The organism is Streptomyces sp. AMJ-169 (assembly GCF_055597585.1).
Genome location: NZ_JBVLTJ010000013.1, coordinates 183,331 through 203,186, shown reverse-complemented (window position 1 = coordinate 203,186; position 19,856 = coordinate 183,331). Strand labels below are relative to the sequence as shown.

17 protein-coding genes are annotated in these 19,856 nt (G+C 71.6%); 12 read left to right on the top strand and 5 right to left on the bottom strand.

Annotated elements, in window-relative coordinates:
* Positions 1-48 precede the first annotated feature (48 nt).
* From ACYUD3_RS29440 to ACYUD3_RS29430, 3 genes are all read left to right on the top strand, one after another.
* Positions 49-996 carry an aldo/keto reductase gene (locus ACYUD3_RS29440; RefSeq protein ID WP_470976204.1) on the top strand — a complete coding sequence of 316 codons (948 nt, stop codon included), beginning with the start codon at positions 49-51 and terminating at the stop codon, positions 994-996.
* Positions 997-1,115: 119 nt separating this feature from the next.
* Entirely contained in the window at positions 1,116-1,664 is a 549-nt protein-coding gene (locus ACYUD3_RS29435; RefSeq protein ID WP_470976201.1) for a TetR/AcrR family transcriptional regulator, read from the top strand.
* The gene (locus tag ACYUD3_RS29430; protein ID WP_470976198.1) at positions 1,661-3,181 is read left to right on the top strand and encodes an MFS transporter; all 1,521 of its coding nucleotides are present in this window, start codon (positions 1,661-1,663) and stop codon (positions 3,179-3,181) included. Before ACYUD3_RS29435 ends, ACYUD3_RS29430 begins: the two co-directional genes overlap by 4 nt.
* A 102-nt stretch (positions 3,182-3,283) precedes the next feature.
* Here the strand turns inward: ACYUD3_RS29430 and ACYUD3_RS29425 are convergent, their stop codons facing one another.
* Both ACYUD3_RS29425 and ACYUD3_RS29420 read right to left on the bottom strand, forming a co-directional pair.
* Positions 3,284-4,606, bottom strand: coding sequence for a hypothetical protein (locus tag ACYUD3_RS29425; protein WP_470976195.1), 1,323 nt, complete (start codon positions 4,604-4,606; stop codon positions 3,284-3,286).
* 21 nt (positions 4,607-4,627) lie between these two features.
* Entirely contained in the window at positions 4,628-6,913 is a 2,286-nt protein-coding gene (locus tag ACYUD3_RS29420; protein WP_470976192.1) for a hypothetical protein, read from the bottom strand.
* A gap of 60 nt (positions 6,914-6,973) precedes the next feature.
* Between ACYUD3_RS29420 and ACYUD3_RS29415 the strand changes: the two genes are divergently transcribed.
* A complete protein-coding gene (locus tag ACYUD3_RS29415; protein WP_470976189.1) occupies positions 6,974-7,876 on the top strand; it encodes a hypothetical protein in 903 nt (300 codons plus the stop codon).
* Positions 7,877-7,999: 123 nt separating this feature from the next.
* Here ACYUD3_RS29415 and ACYUD3_RS29410 read toward each other — a convergent pair whose 3' ends face one another.
* A complete protein-coding gene (locus tag ACYUD3_RS29410) occupies positions 8,000-8,629 on the bottom strand; it encodes a lysophospholipid acyltransferase family protein (protein ID WP_470976354.1) in 630 nt (209 codons plus the stop codon).
* 331 nt (positions 8,630-8,960) lie between these two features.
* Between ACYUD3_RS29410 and ACYUD3_RS29405 the strand changes: the two genes are divergently transcribed.
* Together ACYUD3_RS29405 and ACYUD3_RS29400 are read left to right on the top strand one after the other, a co-directional pair.
* Positions 8,961-10,118, top strand: coding sequence for a glycerophosphodiester phosphodiesterase (locus ACYUD3_RS29405; protein WP_470976186.1), 1,158 nt, complete (start codon positions 8,961-8,963; stop codon positions 10,116-10,118).
* Positions 10,119-10,227: 109 nt separating this feature from the next.
* The gene (locus ACYUD3_RS29400) at positions 10,228-10,725 is read left to right on the top strand and encodes a GNAT family N-acetyltransferase (RefSeq protein WP_470976351.1); all 498 of its coding nucleotides are present in this window, start codon (positions 10,228-10,230) and stop codon (positions 10,723-10,725) included.
* Here ACYUD3_RS29400 and ACYUD3_RS29395 read toward each other — a convergent pair.
* On the bottom strand, positions 10,715-11,143 hold the full coding sequence (locus ACYUD3_RS29395) for a hypothetical protein (protein WP_470976183.1): 429 nt from the start codon (positions 11,141-11,143) through the stop codon (positions 10,715-10,717). The two genes, ACYUD3_RS29400 and ACYUD3_RS29395, sit on opposite strands and share 11 nt — an antisense overlap.
* Position 11,144: 1 nt before the next feature.
* The gene (locus ACYUD3_RS29390; RefSeq protein ID WP_470976180.1) at positions 11,145-11,504 is read right to left on the bottom strand and encodes a hypothetical protein; all 360 of its coding nucleotides are present in this window, start codon (positions 11,502-11,504) and stop codon (positions 11,145-11,147) included.
* A gap of 361 nt (positions 11,505-11,865) precedes the next feature.
* On the opposite strand from ACYUD3_RS29390, the gene ACYUD3_RS29385 reads away from it, so the two are divergent.
* The 6 genes from ACYUD3_RS29385 (at position 11,866) to cbiE (ending at position 17,400) form a co-directional block, all read left to right on the top strand.
* Positions 11,866-12,900 carry a methionine ABC transporter ATP-binding protein gene (locus ACYUD3_RS29385; protein ID WP_470976177.1) on the top strand — a complete coding sequence of 345 codons (1,035 nt, stop codon included), beginning with the start codon at positions 11,866-11,868 and terminating at the stop codon, positions 12,898-12,900.
* Positions 12,897-13,607, top strand: coding sequence for a methionine ABC transporter permease (locus tag ACYUD3_RS29380; RefSeq protein WP_470976174.1), 711 nt, complete (start codon positions 12,897-12,899; stop codon positions 13,605-13,607). Before ACYUD3_RS29385 ends, ACYUD3_RS29380 begins: the two co-directional genes overlap by 4 nt.
* 67 nt (positions 13,608-13,674) lie before the next feature.
* Positions 13,675-14,502 carry a MetQ/NlpA family ABC transporter substrate-binding protein gene (locus ACYUD3_RS29375; RefSeq protein ID WP_470976172.1) on the top strand — a complete coding sequence of 276 codons (828 nt, stop codon included), beginning with the start codon at positions 13,675-13,677 and terminating at the stop codon, positions 14,500-14,502.
* A gap of 22 nt (positions 14,503-14,524) precedes the next feature.
* Positions 14,525-15,337 carry a MetQ/NlpA family ABC transporter substrate-binding protein gene (locus ACYUD3_RS29370; protein WP_470976169.1) on the top strand — a complete coding sequence of 271 codons (813 nt, stop codon included), beginning with the start codon at positions 14,525-14,527 and terminating at the stop codon, positions 15,335-15,337.
* 133 nt (positions 15,338-15,470) lie between these two features.
* The gene (locus ACYUD3_RS29365) at positions 15,471-16,109 is read left to right on the top strand and encodes a GNAT family N-acetyltransferase (protein ID WP_470976166.1); all 639 of its coding nucleotides are present in this window, start codon (positions 15,471-15,473) and stop codon (positions 16,107-16,109) included.
* Positions 16,110-16,191: 82 nt separating this feature from the next.
* Complete coding sequence (gene cbiE / locus ACYUD3_RS29360; RefSeq protein WP_470976163.1) at positions 16,192-17,400, top strand: precorrin-6y C5,15-methyltransferase (decarboxylating) subunit CbiE; 1,209 nt, start codon at positions 16,192-16,194, stop codon at positions 17,398-17,400.
* The last annotated feature ends 2,456 nt before the right edge of the window (positions 17,401-19,856 follow it).

Here is a 19,856-nt window from a genome sequence, read left to right as displayed (position 1 = left end):
GGGGGACCGGGTTACGTTGGTGGCAGACCCCGGCAGAACAGGACCCCCATGCCCCTCTCCTCCCTCCCCGCCCCCCGCCTCGGCGTAGGCCTCGCCGCCGTCGGCCGCCCCGGCTACATCAACCTCGGCCGCGACCGCGACCTCGGCGAGGACCGCAGCGTCGACGCCCTCCGCGCCCGCACCCACGCCCTCCTCGACGCCGCCTACGCCCACGGCATCCGCTACCTCGACGCCGCCCGCTCCTACGGCCGCTCGGAGGAGTTCCTCGCCGACTGGCTGCACGCGAACCCCGGGATCACCGACGTCGTCGTAGGCAGCAAATGGGGCTACACCTACACCGCGAACTGGACGACGGACGCGGACAAGCACGAGATCAAGGACCACACCCTTCCGACCTACGACCGCCAGCGCGCCGAATCCGCCGAACTCCTCGGCGCCCGGCTGGACTTGTACCAGATCCACTCGGTCACCCCGGACAGCCCGGCCCTGACCGACAAGGCGCTGCACGCGCGGCTCGCGGAGTCGGGGACCCCGGTCGGCTTCTCGACCAGCGGCCCGGCGCAGAAGGACGCGATCAGGTCGGCGCTGGAGATCGAGGTCGACGGGAAGCGCCTGTTCAGTACGGTCCAGTCGACGTACAACGCGCTGGAGACGTCGGCGGGGGAAGCGCTCGCGGAGGCGCGTGCGGCCGGTCTGACGGTGATCGTCAAGGAGGGCATGGCGAACGGCCGGCTGGCGGGTGACGAAGCCCCGCCCGCCGTGCGGAAGATCGCCGAGGAGAGCGGCGTGGGCCCGGACGCGATCGCGCTGGCCTGGATCCTGCACCAGCCCTGGACCGGCATCGCCCTCTCCGGCGCGGCGACCCCGCAGCAGCTGATCGCGAACCTGAAGGCGGAGAGCGTGACGCTGGACGAGGACCAGCTGGGCCGGCTCGGAGCGCTGGCGGAGGAGCCGGGGGCGTACTGGGCGAAGCGGAGCGCGCTGCCCTGGCACTGAGCGACCGCCTCTCCGAAGCTCTGAAGTTCCGAGCGGGAAGTCCCCTCACAACACCCCGGCCATGAGACAGCCACGCCCCCGATGAGACAAAGATGTCTCACCTGGGCTACCCTCGTCTCATGGCCGTAGACCGTGACCACGTACTCCGCACCGCCGCCGCCCTCCTGACCCGCAAGTCCACCGCCACGATGGACGAGGTCGCGAAGGCGGCCGGGATCAGCCGCGCCACCCTGCACCGGCACTTCGCCGGGCGGGACGCGCTGGTGCGCGCGCTGGAGGCGCTGTGCATCGCGGAGTGCGCGGCGGCGCTGGACGCGGCGGACCTGGACACGGGCCCGGCGCGGGACGCCGTCCGCAGACTGGTGCGCGAGCTCCAGCCGGTGGCCGCGCTGCTGTCCTTCCTGTACTCCGAGAACCAGCTGTACGAGGGCGGGCTGAACACGGACTGGGAGCGGATCGACGAGCGGATCGCGGCGCTGTTCAGACGCGGGCAGCGCACCGGCGAGTTCCGCATCGAGCTGACCGCCGTGTGGCTGACGGAGGCGCTGTACGGACTGCTGACCTCCGGCGCGTGGCTGGTGCAGTGCGGAAAGGGCGCGCCCAAGGACTTCGAACACATGACCGCCGAGCTGCTGCTCGGCGGTGCGCTGAGGAGAGAGGAATCATGACCAGCACCGTGCGGACGCCGGGGACCACCGAGGCGGTGAACAGGCCGGGCCGCTGGCTCGCGCTCGCCGTGCTCGTCCTCGCCGTGCTGCTGGTGGCCGTGGACGCGACCGTGCTCGGCCTCGCGACCCCGTACATCACCGAGGACCTGAAGCCGTCCGGCACCCAGCTGCTGTGGATCGGCGACGTCTATTCGTTCGTCATCGCGGGCCTGCTCGTCTCCATGGGCAGCCTCGGCGACCGGATCGGCCGCAAGCGCATCCTCCTGGTCGGCGCGACCGCGTTCGGACTGATATCGGTCCTCAACGCCTACGCCACGACACCGGAGTTGATGATCGCGGCCCGCGCGCTGCTCGGCATCGCGGGCGCGACCCTGATGCCGGCGACCCTCGCGCTGATCCGCAACCTCTTCCCCGACCCGCGCGAACGCAGTCTCGCGGTCGGCATCTGGGGCGCAACTGCCTCCGCCGGTACGGCAGTCGGCCCGATAGCCGGCGGCTTCCTGCTCGAACACTTCTGGTGGGGCTCGGTGTTCCTCATCAACCTCCCGGTGATGGCCGTGCTCGTGGCGGTCGGCGCGAAACTCCTCCCGGAGTCCCGCAACCCGAACCCCGGCCCCTGGGACCTCCCGAGCGTCCTGCTCTCCCTCGTCGGCATGATCGGTGTCGTCTACGGCGTCAAGGAGGCCGCCGCCCACGGGCTCACCCCGGTCGCGGCCACCGTCGGGCTGCTCGGCGGCGCCGCCCTCTACGGCTTCGTCCGCCGCCAACTCACCTTGCCCGTCCCCCTGTTGGACATGCGGCTGTTCCGCAACCGGGGCTTCAGCGGGGCCGTCCTCGCGGATCTGCTGACCGTCCTCGGCCTGTCCGGCATGGTGTTCTTCCTCTCGCAGTACCTCCAACTCGTCCAGGGCCGCCGCCCGTTGGAGGCGGGCCTCGCCGAACTCCCGGCGGCGGTCGGGGCCGTGGTGGCCGGCCTCCTCGCCGGGCGCGCGGCACGGCGGTTCTCGGTGCGTACGGTCGTCTCCGGCGGGCTCGCCGCGATAGGCGTCGCCCTCGCCGTCCTCACACAGCTGGAGCAGACCACCGGGTATCCGCTGCTCGGGGCCGTGCTGCTGGTCGTCGGCGTCGGCGCGGGGTTCTCCTTCACCGTCACCGCCGACGTGATCCTGTCCTCGGTGCCGAAGGAACAGGCCGGGTCCGCCTCGGCGGTGTCCGAGACGGCGTACGAACTCGGGGCCGCGCTCGGGATCGCCGTGCTCGGGTCGATCGTGACCGGTGTGTACCGGGGGTTCGCCGCGCCTGCGGGGACGCCTGCCGCCGCGCACGACTCGCTGGGCGGGGCCGTGGAAGTGGCCCGGCAGCTGCCCGCCGAGGTGGGGGAGCCGTTGCTGGCCTCCGCCCGGGAGGCGTTCATCGACGGGCTGTCGACCGCGTCCGGGATCGGGGCGGCCGTGCTGCTGGCGGCGGCGGGGGCGGCTTGGGTGCTGTTGCGGGGGCGGGAGCTGGAAGAGGTGTGAGGGGGCTTCGCCAAGGGGGCTTCTCGAAAGAGGCTTCCCGAAAGGGGCTTCTCTGAAGGGGATGTGAAGGGGGCGTCCTGTCGGCAGGGCGCCCCCGCTCGCCTACTCCGCCAGCACCGCCCGGTTCAACGGCACCCTCCTCAGGAACAGCTCCCGCAGCCCCACATGCCCGATCGACCCCGCCTTCTCCCGTACGATCCGCCGCGCCTCCTCCAGCGCCCCCTCGCCGCCCCCCAGCGAGTGCACGTAATACACCTCCTCGCCGCGCAGCGCCGGCATCACCCCGCCCGCCTCCGTCAGCATCCGCACCGCCTCCCCGCTGTACCCGAACGCGCCCCGCTCGTCGCCGAGTTCACGCCGGACCAGGGACCACAGCGTCAGCGCGGCGACCTCACTGCGCTGGAAGCCGGTCGTACGGCACTCCTCGACGGACTCCCTCAGCAGCGCCTCCGCGACGGTCAGCGCCCGCCGCCCGTCCACGGGATGGATGAACATCTCGGCCAGATAGTTGCGCACCAGCGGCCGGATCCCGTACGGCCCGCTCTCCGCGACCATCTCGTACGCGATCCGCAGCGAGCGCACCGACTCCTCCGGGCGGCCCGCCTCGATCCGCGCCTTCCCCAACAGGGCGAGGTTGTAGGCCTGGTGGGGGCTGTCGGCGGCGTAACCGCCCATGAGGTCCAGCTCCGTCGAGAGGATGTGCTCGGCCTCCTCGAACCGGCCCGCCGCGATGAGGAGTTGGCAGAGATAGTTGGTCGTGGAGGAGCGAAGGTCGTGCAGCCGGGCGTCAGTTGCCAGAGCGAGCGCCTTGCGCAGCAGGTCCTCCCCGGTGTCGAAGTGGCCCAGGTCGAACTCCGCGACCCCGCGCACACACGTCAACTTGGCTGTCCTGAGGGCGCGTCGGGGCGAGGCGTCGTGCGGGAGGCGGTCGGCGACCTGCTGGGCGCGGCCGAGCAGCGCGACCCCGGCGGCCACCGAGCGGCCCACCGTGTAGTGCCCCTGCAAGGTCAGCGCGTCCAGCAACAGGACGTCGTCGCCCGCCAGTTGGGCGAGCCGGGCGGCCTCGCCGAGGACGGAGACGGCCTGCTGGAGTCCGTCCGCCCCGGCGAGGTGGCGGCCCCGGACCAGCGCGGCGACGGCCAGGGAACGCCGGTCGCCGAGCACCCCGGCCGCCGCCTGGGCCTCCGCGACGAGAGCGTCGTCCACCGATTCGTCGCCGCCGCCCCCGGTCGACCACCACAACTCCCCGGCGTCCAGCAGCAGTCGTACCGTGTCGAGCCGTACCTCCACGGACGGGCGGTCGCGGGACTCGCGCAGGTGGGGCAGGAGGGCGCGGGCCTCGCGGACCGCCTCCTGGTAGTCCCCGCCGCCGTACGCGGCGAGCGCCCGACCGTACCGGTGCCGTGCCTCGTCGACCGTGCTCATGGGGCTCCTCCCGGATCACTGTCACGAACTCTCCGCCCGCAGCCTCTCCACCGCCTCCCGCAGCCATTCCGCCGGCACCAGATCCGGGTTCCCCTCGATCAGCGCGGCGCACCGCTCCAGACCGTCGGCCGCCCGCTCCCGCGCGCCCTCCAGGTCCGCCGCCAGCGCCTCGCACAGCGCCGCCGCCGCGTACTCGTCACGCGAACCGCACCGCCGGAACGCCGCGCGCGCCTGCTCGGCGGCCGACTTCGCGTCGGCCGCGCGGCCCGTGGACCACAGCACCCAGGCCCGGTTCAACGAGCAGAACGCCTCCGCGCGCGGGATGCCGTCGCTGACGCTGCGCGCCACACCGGTGTCGAACGCGCCCAGCGCGGCGACGAGTTCACCGGTCGCGACCCGGGCCACGCCCAGGATGTTCCAGGCGAAGCCGAGCGCCTCGGGGATGCCCGACTCGTCGTAGGCGACGATCGTGTCGTTGACGGCCGCGATCACCTGCCGCCACTCCCGCAGCCGCGCGTACGCGCACGCCGCCGCGTCGCCCATCCGCCCCCGCACGATCGGCAGCCCGGTCCGCTCCGCCAACCCGGCCAGTTCCGCGACGACTTCGAGCCCCTTCTCGGGCCGGCCCGCGTAACTGTGCGACAGGCTCAGACACAGCAGCGCGTGCCCCTGGTCCTCGGCCATCCCGAGGCTCCCCGCGAGGTCCGCCGCCCGCCGCAGCCGCACCACCGCACTGTCCAGACGGCCCTCGAAGCGGTCCATGTCGCCGAGGAGGAACAGCACGCGCTGGAGGCGGTGGCCGTCGCGGGGGCCCTGGGCGAGCCGTTCGGCCTCCGCGAGCAGGGAACCGGCCACCCCGAACGGGCCGATCATGACGTGCGCGTGGCCGCGCGCGACGAGATACGCCAGCTGCGCCTCCGGCCGCGTCAGCCGCCCGTTCAGCTCCGCGCAGATCGCCAGCACCGTCGCCGCCGAGCCCTGCCAGATGAGGAAGTCCGCGAACCGGTCCAGGAGCAGCGCCGCGTCGTCGTGATCCCCCGCCAGCACCCGGTGCTCCAGCTCCGCGCGCTGGGCGTCGATGTCCCTCGGCGTGCGCCACTGCTCGCGCCGCTTGGCGTGCCGGGCGTGCCAGTCGGCGGCCTTGCGGTGCAGCCGCGTCGCCCGCAGCGGATTGCGCCGGGCCAGATCGGCGCGCGCGATGTCGGTGTCCATCGGCAGCAGCTCGTACGTCGCGTGCTCCCGGTTCGTGCGCACCAGGAAACTCCGCCGCAGCCTCAACAGCTCGGCGCCGACGTCGAGTTCACCCGCCCCGATCGACTCCAGCACCCACCGCACCGCCTCCAGCCGCACCGGCGTCTTGAACACCGCCAGGGTGTCCATCACCAGCTGCTGGTCGTGCCCCAGATCCCGGTAGCGGCGCTGCGCCAGCTCGTCCACCACGCCCGCGAGCGCCGCCGTGTCGTGCAGCCACTCCCGCAGCGACCGCATCGCCGCGTCGTCCTGCAACGCCCCCGCGATCAGCTCGAGTCCGCGCGGCACGTAGTACACCCGCGCCGCCGCCTCCTCCAGCTCCGCCTCCGACGCGTCCCGGATGCCCGCCTCGCCCTCCGGGTCCATCTCCCGCAGCAGCGACACCGAGTCGCCCTCCGGCAGCCCGCCCAGCTCGATCCGCCGCTCCGCCCGCGCGAACGTTCCCGGCAGCGCCAGCGGCACCTGGCTCGTCACCAGCAGCCGGGGCCCGCTCTCGTGCGTCAGCAGCGCGTGCACCATCTCCGCCAGCTCCGGCTCCCGCAGCCGGTCCTCCCCGTCGAGCAGCTCCTCCAGGTTGTCCAGGAGGATCAGCAGCCTCAAGTGGCCCAGCGCGTCGAAGAGTTCGCTCGCCTTGTCGGCCGCCCGCCGCGCGCTGCCCCACACCCGGTGCAGCCGCGCCGCCTCCTCCTCGTCCAGCAGCGTCAGCAGGTCGAAGAAGATCCGCTCGAAGGTGATCCCGGTGGTCCGCTCGCCGAAGAACACCACCGCGTCGACCGGTTCGGTGCGCGCCCCGTCCGGCCACGTCCCCTCGGCGGCCCCGCGCGCGACCCGCACCGCGAGCAGGCTCTTGCCGATCCCGCGCCGCCCCAGCAGGCTGATGATCCTGACCGCCGGATCCGCCAACAGCGCCCGGACGCGCGGCAGTTCACTCGTGCGGTCCTTGAAGGAGTGGATCCCGAACGCGGGCCGCTCATTGATCAGCCGCGCCACCCTGAGCATCCCCGGCCCGTACGGCTCCGCCACGACCGCCTCCCCGCAAAGGGCTTCTACAGCCATGCCCCCGGTGTCAGGATAAGTACGAAAAGGGGATCTGGGGAGTACGCGGGGGAGACCGAGATGCGCCGTCTGCACTGGTTGCTGTGGCTGGTCACCGGGATGGGCGCGGGCATGATCGCGGCCGGCTGGATCCTCGACGGCAGCGCCGACTACACCCCCAACTTCCTGCTCCAGATAGGCTCCACGCTCTTCCTCCTGGTCCCCATCGCCGTCCTCGAACAGCGCCTGCACCGCACCGAGGAGCACACCCGCTCCATCGACGAGGGCCTGCGCCGCGTGGACCAGCAGGTCCGCCGCACCGCCGAGGAGGTCCAGCGCCTCGGGCGTACGCCGACCGAGGTCGAGGAGGGCTACGGCGCCCGCGAGTCGGCCCTGGTGACCGCCGAGAGCCGGCGCGACCAGTCGTCCGTACGGCAGGCGCTGGACCGGGCGCGGGAGGTGGGGGCGGTGTCGCCGCAGGGGGTGCGGGTCGTGGCGGCCGGACTGGCCCCGGCCCGGCTGCGCTTCCGTCCGGCGGACGGCAGACCGGGAGAGGTGGAGGTCCGCCTGGAGGCACGCGAGCGGGTCTCCCCCTGGCAGTCCTGGCGGCAGGGCGAGAACCCCCGCCGCCTGATCCGCCGCGTCACGGCCCTGGCCCGCGAACTGGAGGTCCCCGGCCCGGGCATGACCCGCCTCCCGCTGGAGGAGCTGGTGGCCCTGTTACGCCTGGCGGTCGCCTCGCACACCGGCGACGGCCGGGACCTGGGCAGCGTGATCGAGGTGGCCGACGAGGAGTGGGTGATCAGCGAGGACGGCCTGTACGCGAGGTTATGGCCGTACCGGATACCGCGAGAGGTATTGATGGAGGGGCCGGAGGCACTGGGCCCGTACCGAGTGAGCAACGCCCCCCTGGCGGATCCGGTGCGCCTGATGAGGGCGGCGGAACTGGCGAGGGAGGCGTACGAGGCGGGGGCGAGGTGCTGATCCGCCGGGGGACAGGCCCCAGGGGCGCGGGGCCGTATCTCCTGTGCGGCTCCGCCGCGTTGGGCAGCCGCGGGACAAGCGCGACCACCCCTCCGAGCGCGCCCCGGCCCAGCCGCCGGAGGCTTACGCGGCCTTCGCCTTCGTGGCGTACATGTCCACGTACTCCTGGCCCGACAGCCGCATCACCTCGGTCATCACCGAGTCGGTCACCGCCCGCAGCACATACCGGTCGCGGTCCATGCCGTCGTAGCGGGAGAACTCCATCGGCTCGCCGAAGCGGACCGTCACCTTCCCCGGGCGGGGCATCCCCGCGCCGCCGGGCTGGAGCTTGTCGGTGCCGATCATCGCGAACGGGACGACGGGGGCGCCGGTCATGAGGGTCAGGCGGGCGATGCCCGTGCGGCCCCGGTACAGGCGGCCGTCGGGGGAGCGGGTCCCCTCGGGGTAGATCCCGAAGACCTTGCCCTCCTCCAGCACCCGCCGCCCGGTCATCAGCGCGGCCACCCCGCCCCGCCCGCCGTCGCGGTCCACGGGGATCATGCCGACGCCGATGAAGAACCACGCCATGAGCCGCCCCTTGAGCGACGTACCCGTGACGTACTCGTCCTTGCCGATGAAGAACACCTGCCGGTCGCAGACCAGCGGAAGGATCATCGAGTCGATGAACGTGAGGTGGTTGCCGGCGAGGATCACCGGCCCCTCGCCGGGAATGTTCTCCGCCCCCTCCACCCGAGTGCGGAACATCAGGCGCATGACCGGTCCGAGCGTTGCCTTGATGAACGCGAAGCGGGACAACGAGCCCTCCGGAGGCCAGGTATATGGATGAGCGGGTACAGCTAGGCACGTTACTCGCGGCCACCCGGGTGACGCACATCGGGTTCACGGAGGTCTTACACACTGTTGACGCGGGTTTACCTGGGGGAGGCGTCCCAGCACCTGGCGGAACCCGCCCGAAACCTGTGACGAACACCTCGCGTTCGGTCACCTCCTCCTCAACTCCCGTTGCCACGAAGGTCTCCCGACCGTCATCCCCCCGCCCCTACGATCACCGGGCACGCACGAGCCGACGAGCAGGGGAGGGCCCATGGGCACGCACGAGCAGGGGACAGGACGCCGCGCGGTACTGGGAGCGGCGGTGCTCGGCGCCACCGGACCGGTCATCGGCCTGACGGGCACGGCGAGAGCCGCCGACCGGGGCCAGGGGCTGAAGAGCCTCCCCGTCCCGACGATCATCGGCCACCGGGGAGCCAGCGGCTACCGCCCCGAGCACACCTTCGGCTCCTACGAACTCGCCCTCGACATGGGCGCCGACGTCGTGGAGGCGGGCGACCTGGTCCCCACCAGGGACGGCCACCTGGTCTGCCGCCACGAACCGGAGATCGGCGGCACCACCGACGTATCCACGCACCCCGAGTTCGCCGACCGCAAGCGCACCAAACTCCTCGACGGCGTCTCGGTGACCGGCTGGTTCACGGAGGACTTCACGCTCGCCGAACTGAAGCGCCTGCGCGCGATCGAGCGCATCCCCGCGAACCGCCCGCACAACACCCTCTACGACGGCCGCTGGGAGATCCCCACCTTCGAGGAAGTCCTGAAGTGGCAGGACGAGCAGACCCGCAGGCGCGGCAAGCAGGTCTGGGTGTACCCCGAGACCAAGCACCCCACCTACTTCCGCAAGCTGGGCCTCGCCCTCGAACCCCTGCTCGCGAACGCGCTGCGCAGGCACGGCAAGGACAAGAGGAACTCGCCGGTCATCCTCCAGTCCTTCGAGCCCAGCAGCATCCAGCGGCTCGCGCGGCTCGTCGGCAACCCCAAGGTCGTCCTGCTCTCCTCGGCCGACTCCCGCCCCTGGGACTTCGTCGACTCCGGCGACCCCCGCACGACCGCCGACCTGATCACCCCCAACGGCCTGAAGGAGATCGCCGGTTACGCGCAGGGCCTCGGCCCGACCCTCGACCTGATCATCCCGAAGGGCGCGGACGGCAGGCTCGGCACCCCGACCACCCTGGTCCGCGACGCCCACCGGGCCGGCCTGATCCTGCACCCCTACACGATGCGCAACGAGAACCCCTTCCTCCCGGCCGAGTTCCGCAAGGGCACCGCCTTCGACGGCTACGGCGACGCGTTCGGGGCGTTCCGCGCGTACTTCGCGACCGGGATCGACGGGGTGTTCACCGACAACGCGGACACCGGAGTGCTGGCCCGCGCGGATTTCCTGGCGCAACGGCTGGGCAACGGCTGACGTTGTCCATGTCACAGGTCCGCCCGGTGTCCGGGAGGTTGCGGGCCGGGGAGCGCGGGGATAGGAGTGGAGAACCACAGGCGATCAGGTGAGCGGGAGGCGTGCGCACATGGGCATGAGCGTGACCATCTCGGTGGCGACCGAGCAGGATGCCGAGCAGATCTTCAGGCTGCAATACCTCTGTTTCCAGAGCGAGGCCGCGCTGTACGGCAACTACCGCATCGACCCGCTCGTCCAGAGCCTGGACTCCGTCCGCGCGGAGCTGGCCGCCGACTGCGTCTTCGTCGCCCGCCTCGGCGACGAGGTGGTCGGCTCCGTGCGCGGCCACATCACCGACGACGGCGCCGCCTCCATCGGCAAGCTGTGCGTCCACCCCCGCCTCCAGGGCCACGGCATCGGCGCCCGCCTGCTGCGCGCGGCGGAGGCGGCGCTGGCGGAGGAACGCGGCGCCAAAAGGTTCCGCCTCCACACCGGCCACCGCAGCGAGGGCAACCTGAGGCTGTACCGGAAGGTGGGCTACGAGACGGTGGGGATGTCGGAGGGGGCGGACGGGGTGCCGATGATCGTCCTGGAGAAGCAGGCGGGGGAGTACGCGGCTACGGCGTGACCGGTCCCTTGACGGCGCCGGTTTCCGGCGCCTTGCGGCGCAGCCAGTACAGCGCGGACAACGGCAGCAGCACGGGGATGAACACGTACCCCATCCCGTAGTCCGACCACACGGTCGAGTCCGGGAACGCCGCCGAGTCCACCAGCGTCCACGTCCCCACCACCAGCACCCCCGCGAGCTCGGCGGCGCAGCACACCTGCGCCGCCCTGCGGGCCGTCTCGCCACCCCTGACCAGCGTGTACGTGATGAACCCGTACACGACTCCGGCGAGCGCCGACAGCGAGTACGCCAGCGGCGCCCGGTCGAACTCGGTGGCGATCTGGTAGACGGACCGCGACACCGCGCCGACCACCATCACCCCGTAGAACCAGACCAGCAGCATCCCCGGCCCCCCGATGAGCCGCCCGCTCTTGGTCATGTCAGCTTCCCCAGATGTCATAGAGCCGCACCTCCAGAACGGCCAGGACGACGCCGCTCGCCGCGACCGTCACCGAACCCCAGCGGGTCCGCTCGGCCAGCGACATGAACGCCGCCGCCGGGACACACGCGAAGGCCCCCAGCAGATAGGAGACGAAGATGACCGTCCCCTGCGCCGCCTTCTCACCCCGCGCCAGCGCGACGACCCCCCACACCAGCTGGACGACGGCCAGCAGTGTGACGATCGCCATCCCGATGAAGTGCCAGTCCTTGGTCGGCTGGTCTCGGTACGCCGCCCAGCCGCACCACGCGGCGAGCAGCAGCGCGGCGACGGACGTCACCAGCGTCAGGGCAACAAGCATGCAGCGACCTTATTACGCCGGTATCGGCCCCCCGAGCCCGCCCCCGGTCTGTGCGGTGGCGCCCGCCACACCCTGTCCACGGCTGTCCGGCATACGGACCGCACACTCCCGGTCAGCAGTGTCCGTCTGGTTTACTGCTCGTATGACCACGACGAGCAGCCGCACCCTTGCGACCGAGGCGACCATGACGCCCGGTGCTCGTTGTATGTGTCGAATGCGCGCCTTCTAGAGGACTCCGCACCCTTTCCGGAGCGAGCCGCCGTGTGCCGTCCGGAGAAGTGTCCGCGCCCGCGCCCCGCCGCCTCCCCTTCCCGTACCGGGGCCCACCCACGCCCCCGTACTCGACAGTGATGGAACCCCAGTGATCACCACAACGGGCCTGACCAAGGTCTACCGCTCCCGCGGCCGAGAGGTCACCGCCCTCGACGGCGTCGACCTCCACGTCCGCGAAGGCGAGGTGTACGGCGTCATCGGCCAGTCCGGCGCCGGAAAGTCCTCGCTGATCCGCTGCGTCAACCTCCTGGAGCGCCCCACCGCCGGGACGGTGACCGTCGACGGACAGGACCTCACCGCGCTCGCCGGCCGCGGCCCCCGCGCCGGCAAGGAACTGCGCCGCGCCCGCAGCCGCATCGGCATGGTCTTCCAGCACTTCAACCTGCTCTCCACCCGGACCGTCCAGGACAACGTCGAGCTGCCCCTGGAGATCCTCGGCGTCAGCGGCCGGGAACGGTCCGCCAAGGCCCTCGACCTCCTCGACCTCGTCGGCCTCGCCGACAAGGCGAAGTCCTACCCCGCCCAGCTCTCCGGCGGCCAGAAGCAGCGCGTCGGCATCGCCCGCGCCCTGGCCGGCGACCCGAAGGTGCTCCTGTCCGACGAGGCGACCAGCGCCCTCGACCCGGAGACGACCCGCTCGATCCTGACCCTGCTGCGCGACCTCAACCGCCAGCTCGGTCTGACCGTGCTGCTCATCACCCACGAGATGGACGTCGTCAAGGCGGTCTGCGACTCCGCCGCCCTCATGGCGGGCGGCCGCATCGTCGAGTCCGGCACGGTCAGCGAACTCCTCGCCACCCCGGGCTCCGAACTCGCCGCCGCGCTCTTCCCGGTGAGCGGCGAGTCGACGGGCGACGACCGGACCGTCGTCGACGTCACCTTCCACGGCGAGGCCGCGACCCAGCCCGTCATCTCGCAGCTCTCGCGGACCTACAACATCGACATCTCGATCCTCGGCGCGGCCATCGACACCGTGGGCGGGCTCCAGGTCGGCCGGATGCGCATCGAACTCCCCGGGCGCTACGAGGACAACGTGGTGCCCATCGGCTTCCTGCGCGAGCAGGGGCTCCAGATCGACGTCGTGGGCCAGGAGCCCGTACTGGTGAAGGACGGTGCCCAGTGAGCTGGTCCGAGATGCAGCCGCTGCTGTCGCAGGCGTGTTGGGACACCCTCTACATGGTGGGCTGGTCCACGCTCATCGCGGTCGTCGGCGGACTCCCGCTCGGCATCCTCCTCGTCCTCACCGACCGGGGCGGACTGCTCCAGAACGTCGTCGCGAACAAGGTCATCGGGCAGATCGTGAACGTCGCCCGCTCGATGCCGTTCATCATCCTCATGGTCGCGCTGATGAACTTCACCCGGACCGTCACGGGGACGACCATCGGCCGCGAGGCCGCCATCGTCCCGCTCGCCATCGGCGCCATCCCCTTCTTCGCCCGGCTCGTCGAGACGGCCGTGCGCGAGGTCGACGCCGGGCTCGTCGAGGCCGTGCAGTCGATGGGCGGCAACACCTGGACCGTCGTGCGCAAGGTCCTCGTCCCCGAGGCGCTGCCCTCGCTGATCGCCTCCACGACCACGACGGTCGTCGCGCTCATCGGGTACTCGGCGATGGCCGGGACCGTCGGCGCCGGCGGGCTCGGGGACATCGCGATCCGGTACGGGTACCAGCGGTTCGAGACCGAACTGATGTGGATCACCGTGGCGATCCTGGCTGTTGTCATCTCGCTGATCCAGTTCGCCGGTGACTACGCGGCGCGTTCGCTGCACCACCGGGGCGGAAAGTCGGGCCCCGCACCGAAGTTGAGGTTCCTCAAGGCCAAGACGGCCTGAAATCACCCGAGTTCCCCCGCACCGCCCACCGTGCGGGTCGCAACACCCATAAGGAAAGGCACTTTTCGTGCGTAACACCGCCAAGCTCACCGCAACCGCCCTCGCCGCCGCGGCACTTCTCACCGCCTGCGGCTCCGACAAGGACAGCGCGTCGTCCTCCTCCGACTACAGCGGACCGCTGATCGTCGCCGCGAGCCCCGTCCCGCACGCGGAGATCCTCAACTTCGTGAAGGACAACCTGGCGAAGAAGGCCGGACTCGACCTGGAGGTCAAGGAGTTCCAGGACTACATCGTCCCGAACACCGCGACCGAGGACGGCTCGGTGGGCGCCAACTACTTCCAGAACCAGCCGTACCTCGACGACTTCAACAAGAAGCGCGGCACCCACATCGTGCCCGTCGTCACGGTCCACCTGGAGCCGCTCGGCCTCTACTCGCACAGCGTCAAGAAGGCCGACGACCTCAAGAGCGGCGCCACCATCGCCGTCCCCAACGACGCGGTCAACGAGGCGCGCGCCCTGAAGCTGCTGGCCGCCAACGGGCTGATCACCCTCAAGGACGGCGCCGGCACCGACGCGACCCCGCAGGACATCGCGAAGAACCCCAAGAACCTCAAGTTCAAGGAGGTCGAGGCGGCCCAGACCGCCCGCTCCCTGGACGACGTCGACGCGGCCGTCATCAACGGCAACTACGCGATCGCCGCGAACCTCAAGCCCGCGACCGACGCGATCGTCCTGGAATCCGCCAAGGACAGCCCCTACGGCAACTTCCTCGCCGTGAAGAAGGGCAACGAAAAGGACCCCCGCGTGGTAAAACTCGCCAAGCTCCTCACCTCCCCCGAGGTGAAGAAGTTCATCGAGGACAAGTACCAGGGCTCCGTCATCCCGTCGTTCTGATTCCGCCCCCGGGGAACCCGAGATGCGCAAGCTGACCGCCACGGCCGCCCTCGCGGCCCTGGCCCTCACCGCCTGCGGCACGGCAGACGGCGGCGCGAAGAAGAACGACGGAACCCTCGTCGTCGGCGCCACCGCCGTCCCCGCCGGGGAAGTCCTCACCTACATCAAGGACAACCTCGCCGCGAAGGCCGGACTCAAGCTGGAGATCAAGGAGTTCACGGACTACGTCCTGCCGAACACCGCCCTCCAGGAAGGCTCGCTGGACGCCAACCTGTACCAGAACCAGCCGTTCCTGGACGAGTTCAACAAGACGAAGGGCACCGACCTGGTCCCCGTCGTCAAGGCCTACCTGCCGCCCATGGGCGTCTACTCCAAGAAGCTCAAGGACCTCGCCGAGCTGCCCGACGGAGCCACCGTCGCCGTGCCCAACGAGACCACCAACGAGGGCCGCGCCCTCAAACTCCTCGCCGCCGCAGGGCTGATCACCCTCAAAGCGGGAGCCGGTACGACGGCCGCCCCGGCCGACATCACCGCCAACCCGAGGAAACTCGTCATCAAGGAACTGGAACCGGCCCAGCTCCCGCGCTCCCTCGACGATGTGACGATCGCCGTCATCAACAACAACTACGCCCAGGACGCGGGCCTCAGCCCCGCGAAGGACGCGATCCGCCTGGAGTCCACGAAGGACAACCCCTACGCCAACGTCCTCGCCGTCAAACGCGGTCACCAGGACGACCCACGCGTACAGAAGCTCGCGGCGCTCCTGACGTCGGCGCAGGTCCACACCTTCCTCAAGGACAAGTACCAGGGCTCGGTGCTGCCGGTCACGGACTGACCGGCAGCACCACACACGGGGTCCGCGCCTTCACCGGGTGTGGACCCCGTGGTGTGCCTGTGACCCCGCATACTGCATGCTGGGCAGTTCCAGCAGGCCTCCTGAGGTACACGCAAGGTTACGGAGCGGCGCGATGAAGAGCACCTTCCCCACCATCTCCATCAGCACGGAGCGGTTGGTGCTGCGCCCCCTGGAGGACGACGACGTCCCCGCCCTCACCGACATGATGAACGACGAACAGGTCACCGCCTGGACCGTCGTACCCCAGCCCTACGGCGAGGCCGACGCCCGCCGCTGGATCACCGAGTACGCCCCCGCCGAACGCACCGCCGGCCGCGGACTCGACCTCGCCGTCACCGAGTTCCTCACCCAGCGCCTCGTCGGCATCCTCCAGCTCGCCAAGACCAACTGGCACGTGCGCTCCACCGAGATGTCCTACATCATCGCCCCCTGGGCCCGCGGCGAGGGATACGCCTCCGAAGCCGCCCTCGCCACCGCCCAATGGCTCTTCCACGACCGCGGGTTCGAACGCGTCGAACTGCGCACCGCCGCCGACAACACCGCCTCCCAGCAGGTCGCCCAGAAGATCGGCTGCATCAGCGAGGGCGTCCTCAGAAACGCCTCCATAGTGCGCGTCCGGGGCGAGAACGGCATCTGGACCGAAGCCCGCACCGACTACATCATCTGGAGCCTCCTCCCCGAGGACCTCGAAGGCGCCGGCGAACCCCTCGCCGAACGCGGCGGCTACCCCACCTACCCCGACTGGAACTGACGCCCGCCCGCCACCGCCCCCGGCCCGAACAGGTACCCTCACGGGACCGCTGCCTGCGCGAATCCCCGGGAGACTGACGACGATGGCCGACCGCGTCACGGTGATCGGCTGGGACGGCTCACCCCTGACCGCCGCCGCGCGCTCCGCCCTCCACGCCGCCACCCTCGTCGCCGGCGCCGGACACCACCTCTCCCTCCCCGAACTCCCGCCCCACGCCGAACGCATCCGCCTCGGCAGCGTCGCCCTCGCCGCCCGCCGCATCGCGGGCCACCGCGGCACCGCCGTCGTCCTCGCCGACGGCGACCCCGGCTTCTTCGGCGTCGTCCGCACCCTGCGCGCCCCCGAGTTCGGCCTCGAGGTCGAAGTCGTCCCCGCCGTCTCCTCCGTCGCCGCCGCCTTCGCCCGCGCCGGGATGCCCTGGGACGACGCCCAGGTCGTCGTCGCCCACCGCCGCACCCTGCGCCGCGCCGTCAACGTCTGCCGCGCCCACCCCAAGACCGCCGTCCTCACCTCACCCGGCGCGGGCCCCGCCGAACTCGGGCTGCTGCTCGCCGGCGTGCACCGCACGTTCGTCGTCTGCGAGGAACTCGGCACCGACCGCGAACGCGTCAGCGTCCTGTCCTCCGACCGCGCCGCCGACCGCGTCTGGCGCGACCCCAACGTCGTCATCGTCATCGGCGGCCCCGCCCACCCGGCCGGCGGCGACAGCTGGCTCCTCGCCGGCCACGAACCGGCGGGCCCGCGCGGCTGGACCCTCCCCGACGACGGCTACGGCCCCCTCGGCCCGGGGGAGTCGCAGCCGCTGCGCGCCGCCCAACTCGCCCGCCTCGGACCGAGGATCGGCGACCTCGTCTGGGACATCGGCTGCGGCAGCGGCGCCTTCGCCGGCGAGGCCGCGCGCGCCGGGGCCGCCGTCCTCGCCGTCGACCACGACATGAGCGCCTGCGCCCGCACCGACGCCGCGTCCCGCCGACTCGGCGTCCAGCTCCAGATCGTGCGCGGCAGCGCGCCCCACGTCCTGGAGAACCTGCCCGAACCGGACGTCGTCCGCATCGGCGGGGGCGGCCCCGCCGTCGTCTCCGCCGTCGCCGACCGGCGCCCGCGGCGGATCGTCACCCACGCCCTCACCCGCGACACCGCCGAACGCGCCGGCCGCGACCTCGCCGAGCACGGCTACCAGGTCGAGTGCACCCTCCTCCAGGCCCTCCAACTCGACACCAAGGCCTGGACGGAACGGGAGCGCAGTGTCGCGTTCCTGCTGTCCGGAGTACTTCCGGAACGCGGGCAGTGATCCTGTTGTCGTACTGCGCGCGGTAGGCTGGCCGATCGTCGTACCGCTTCTTGTCACGGGTCGTTTCAGTGGCCAATGTCCGGAAAACGCATCCCTTTTGGGGTGCGTTTGCGGTAGGACACGGACCGGAGGGTGCGCAACGTGGCGCAGTCCACAACGGCACGTCGCGGATCACCTGTCGCGGCGCGGCAGATCCCGGGACAATGCCACCGTATGGCTTTGTCGCTTTTTCGGGCGGGTCGCTCGTGCCGCGCGGCGCGGACGCTCGTTCTACAACGCGGGGCGGCCGGCGCGCCGTTCCGGTGAGCGCTGGGCGTAGGAGAACTGACGGATGGGCGAGGGGTACGCATGACCGACACCGGCCAGATTCCGGGCGAAGGACTGCCGGAGAACGCGGGCACGGTGGACCACCAGGGCGTCCCCGCGTACCACTACGTCACCGAGACCACCGAGTACGCCGACCCCACGGGGTCTTCTGCCGGCGACGAGGACATGCTGCTCCTGCCCGGCGCACAGGGAGCTTGGGGCAACGAGGTCACACCGCCGGCACCGGTGCCGGTGATGGAGACGGGGTTTCCGCAGGGGGCGCCGGGTTCTGGGGCGCAGGGTATGGCGGCGCCGGGTTCTGGGGCGCCGGGTATGCCGATGCAGGGTTCGGCGATGCCGGGTGCCGGGCTGCCGGGCTTTCAGGAGGCGGGCGTTCAGGGCGCGGCTCCGCAGGGCGCGTACGACTCCGGGTTCCACCAGGTCGCTGCCGCCGCTCAGCCCGAGGTCCCCGTCCATCTGCCCGGCGCGCATGAGACCGGCGGCCGTGACAGCGGCTCGGTCGACCTCAGCTCGGTCCGCCCGTTCGGCCCGATGAACCGGCCGGTCCAGACGGCGCCGACGAAGCCGATCCCGCCGATCACCCCTCGCCGCCCGCTCCACCTCGGCCCGCCGATCCCGGACGCGTCCGCGAGTCCGGTGCGGTCGCTGGCGGACCGGGGGCCTGCGGAGGTACCGGCCCGGCAGCCGGTGGCTCCGGTCGGGCCGGAGTATTTCGAGGCGCAGGGGGTGCATGAGGGGCCGCAGGGGGCGGCGCCTTGGGGGGTTCAGCCGCAGGTGGGGGTTGTTCAGGGTGGGGTGGTTGGCGGGGCGGTTCAGGCTGGGGTGCCTGTAGAGGTGGGGGGCGCGGGGGCGGCCGGGGCGGAGACGCCGGTTGCTGAGGTCGGGGTCGAGGTGTCTGCCGGGGTTCTGGCGGAGGATTCGGTTGAGGGGGGTGCGGGGGGTCAGGCGCAGGGCTTCGCTGGGACGGCTGCCGGAGTTGAGGCAGGGGCGCCGGGGGAGACCTCTGCTGCGGTGCTCGCCGAGGTTCAGGGCGAGGCCTCGATGGGGGGTTCTGCCGGAGTCGCGGCCGAGGTGCCGGGGGAGATTTCCGGTGCGGTGCCGGCTGAGGTGTCGGCCGGGGGCCAAGCTGCGGTGTTTGCCGGGGTTCAGGGCGAGGTCCCGGTGGGGGCCTCTGCCGGAGTTCCGGCCGAGGGGCTGACCGAGGGTCTGGTGGAGGGTCTGGTGGAGGTCTCCGCCGAGGTTTCTGCCCAGCTTCCTGCCGGGGTCTCCGGCGAAGCCCTTGCCGGGGTTCCTGCTCAGCTTCCTGCCGAAGTGCCCGTCGGGGCTGGGGCTGGGGCCGAGGGGCAGGTGCCGGTCGTCGCGGGGGGTGTCCCTGCGGAAACGGTTGCTCCGGTCGCTTGGGCTGAGCCGGTCGCCGGGCAGTTGCTTGTCGAGCAGCCGTCGGCGGAGTCGGTGGAGCAGTTCGCCGGGCCGGTCGACGCGGCGGAGGCACTGGTCGCGAGGGTCGCGACGGAGGCGGTTGCCTCGGCTCAGGGGGAGGGGCCGGCTGGGGGGTTCGTCGCCGAAGGGACCGCGTGGGCCGAGGGGGTTGCGCAGGCCGAAGGGACCGTACCGGCCGAAGGAGCCGCGCAGGCTGAAGGGGCTGTGCAGGCTGAGGGGGTTGCGCAGGCCGGAGAGACCGTATCGGCAGGAGGGACCGTACAGGCCGGGGAAGTTACGACGCCGGAGTCCGGGCCGGTCGCCGAGGCGCCCCAAACTCCGCTGCCCGAGGCCGAGGTTGCTCCGGCCTCCAGGTCTGAGGGCGAGGTTGCTCCGGCCTCCGGGCTCGAAGCTGAGGCTGCTCCGGTCTCCGGGCCTGAGGCTGAGGTTGCTCCGGCCCCCGGGTCCGAGGCTGCTGGGATTCCTCCGACTTCGGCTCCCGAGGCTCAAGTTGCTCTAACCTCCGGGCCCGGGACTGCCGCGGCGCCCTCAACTCCCTTGCCGGAGGCTGAGGTTGCCCTGGCCTCAGGGACTGGGTCTGCCGAGACGATCTCAAGTCCCGCACCCGGAGCTGAGGTTGCCCCGGGCTCCGCACCCGCAGCTACCCCCAGCCCCCGAAGCAGGTCCCGCAGAAAGCCGGCCTCCGCGCC

Bases quoted from the DNA above. Each gene is read 5' to 3' on its own strand.
- ACYUD3_RS29415 (WP_470976189.1), top strand. From the start codon at position 6,974: ATGCGCCGTCTGCACTGGTTGCTGTGGCTGGTCACCGGGATGGGCGCG.
- ACYUD3_RS29370 (WP_470976169.1), top strand. From the start codon at position 14,525: ATGCGCAAGCTGACCGCCACGGCCGCCCTCGCGGCCCTGGCCCTCACC.
- ACYUD3_RS29365 (WP_470976166.1), top strand. From the start codon at position 15,471: ATGAAGAGCACCTTCCCCACCATCTCCATCAGCACGGAGCGGTTGGTG.
- cbiE (WP_470976163.1), top strand. From the start codon at position 16,192: ATGGCCGACCGCGTCACGGTGATCGGCTGGGACGGCTCACCCCTGACC.
- ACYUD3_RS29410 (WP_470976354.1), bottom strand. From the start codon at position 8,629: ATGCGCCTGATGTTCCGCACTCGGGTGGAGGGGGCGGAGAACATTCCC.
- ACYUD3_RS29390 (WP_470976180.1), bottom strand. From the start codon at position 11,504: ATGCTTGTTGCCCTGACGCTGGTGACGTCCGTCGCCGCGCTGCTGCTC.
- ACYUD3_RS29425 (WP_470976195.1), bottom strand. From the start codon at position 4,606: ATGAGCACGGTCGACGAGGCACGGCACCGGTACGGTCGGGCGCTCGCC.
- ACYUD3_RS29400 (WP_470976351.1), top strand. From the start codon at position 10,228: ATGGGCATGAGCGTGACCATCTCGGTGGCGACCGAGCAGGATGCCGAG.
- ACYUD3_RS29405 (WP_470976186.1), top strand. From the start codon at position 8,961: ATGGGCACGCACGAGCAGGGGACAGGACGCCGCGCGGTACTGGGAGCG.
- ACYUD3_RS29430 (WP_470976198.1), top strand. From the start codon at position 1,661: ATGACCAGCACCGTGCGGACGCCGGGGACCACCGAGGCGGTGAACAGG.
- ACYUD3_RS29440 (WP_470976204.1), top strand. From the start codon at position 49: ATGCCCCTCTCCTCCCTCCCCGCCCCCCGCCTCGGCGTAGGCCTCGCC.
- ACYUD3_RS29395 (WP_470976183.1), bottom strand. From the start codon at position 11,143: ATGACCAAGAGCGGGCGGCTCATCGGGGGGCCGGGGATGCTGCTGGTC.
- ACYUD3_RS29435 (WP_470976201.1), top strand. From the start codon at position 1,116: ATGGCCGTAGACCGTGACCACGTACTCCGCACCGCCGCCGCCCTCCTG.
- ACYUD3_RS29420 (WP_470976192.1), bottom strand. From the start codon at position 6,913: ATGGCTGTAGAAGCCCTTTGCGGGGAGGCGGTCGTGGCGGAGCCGTAC.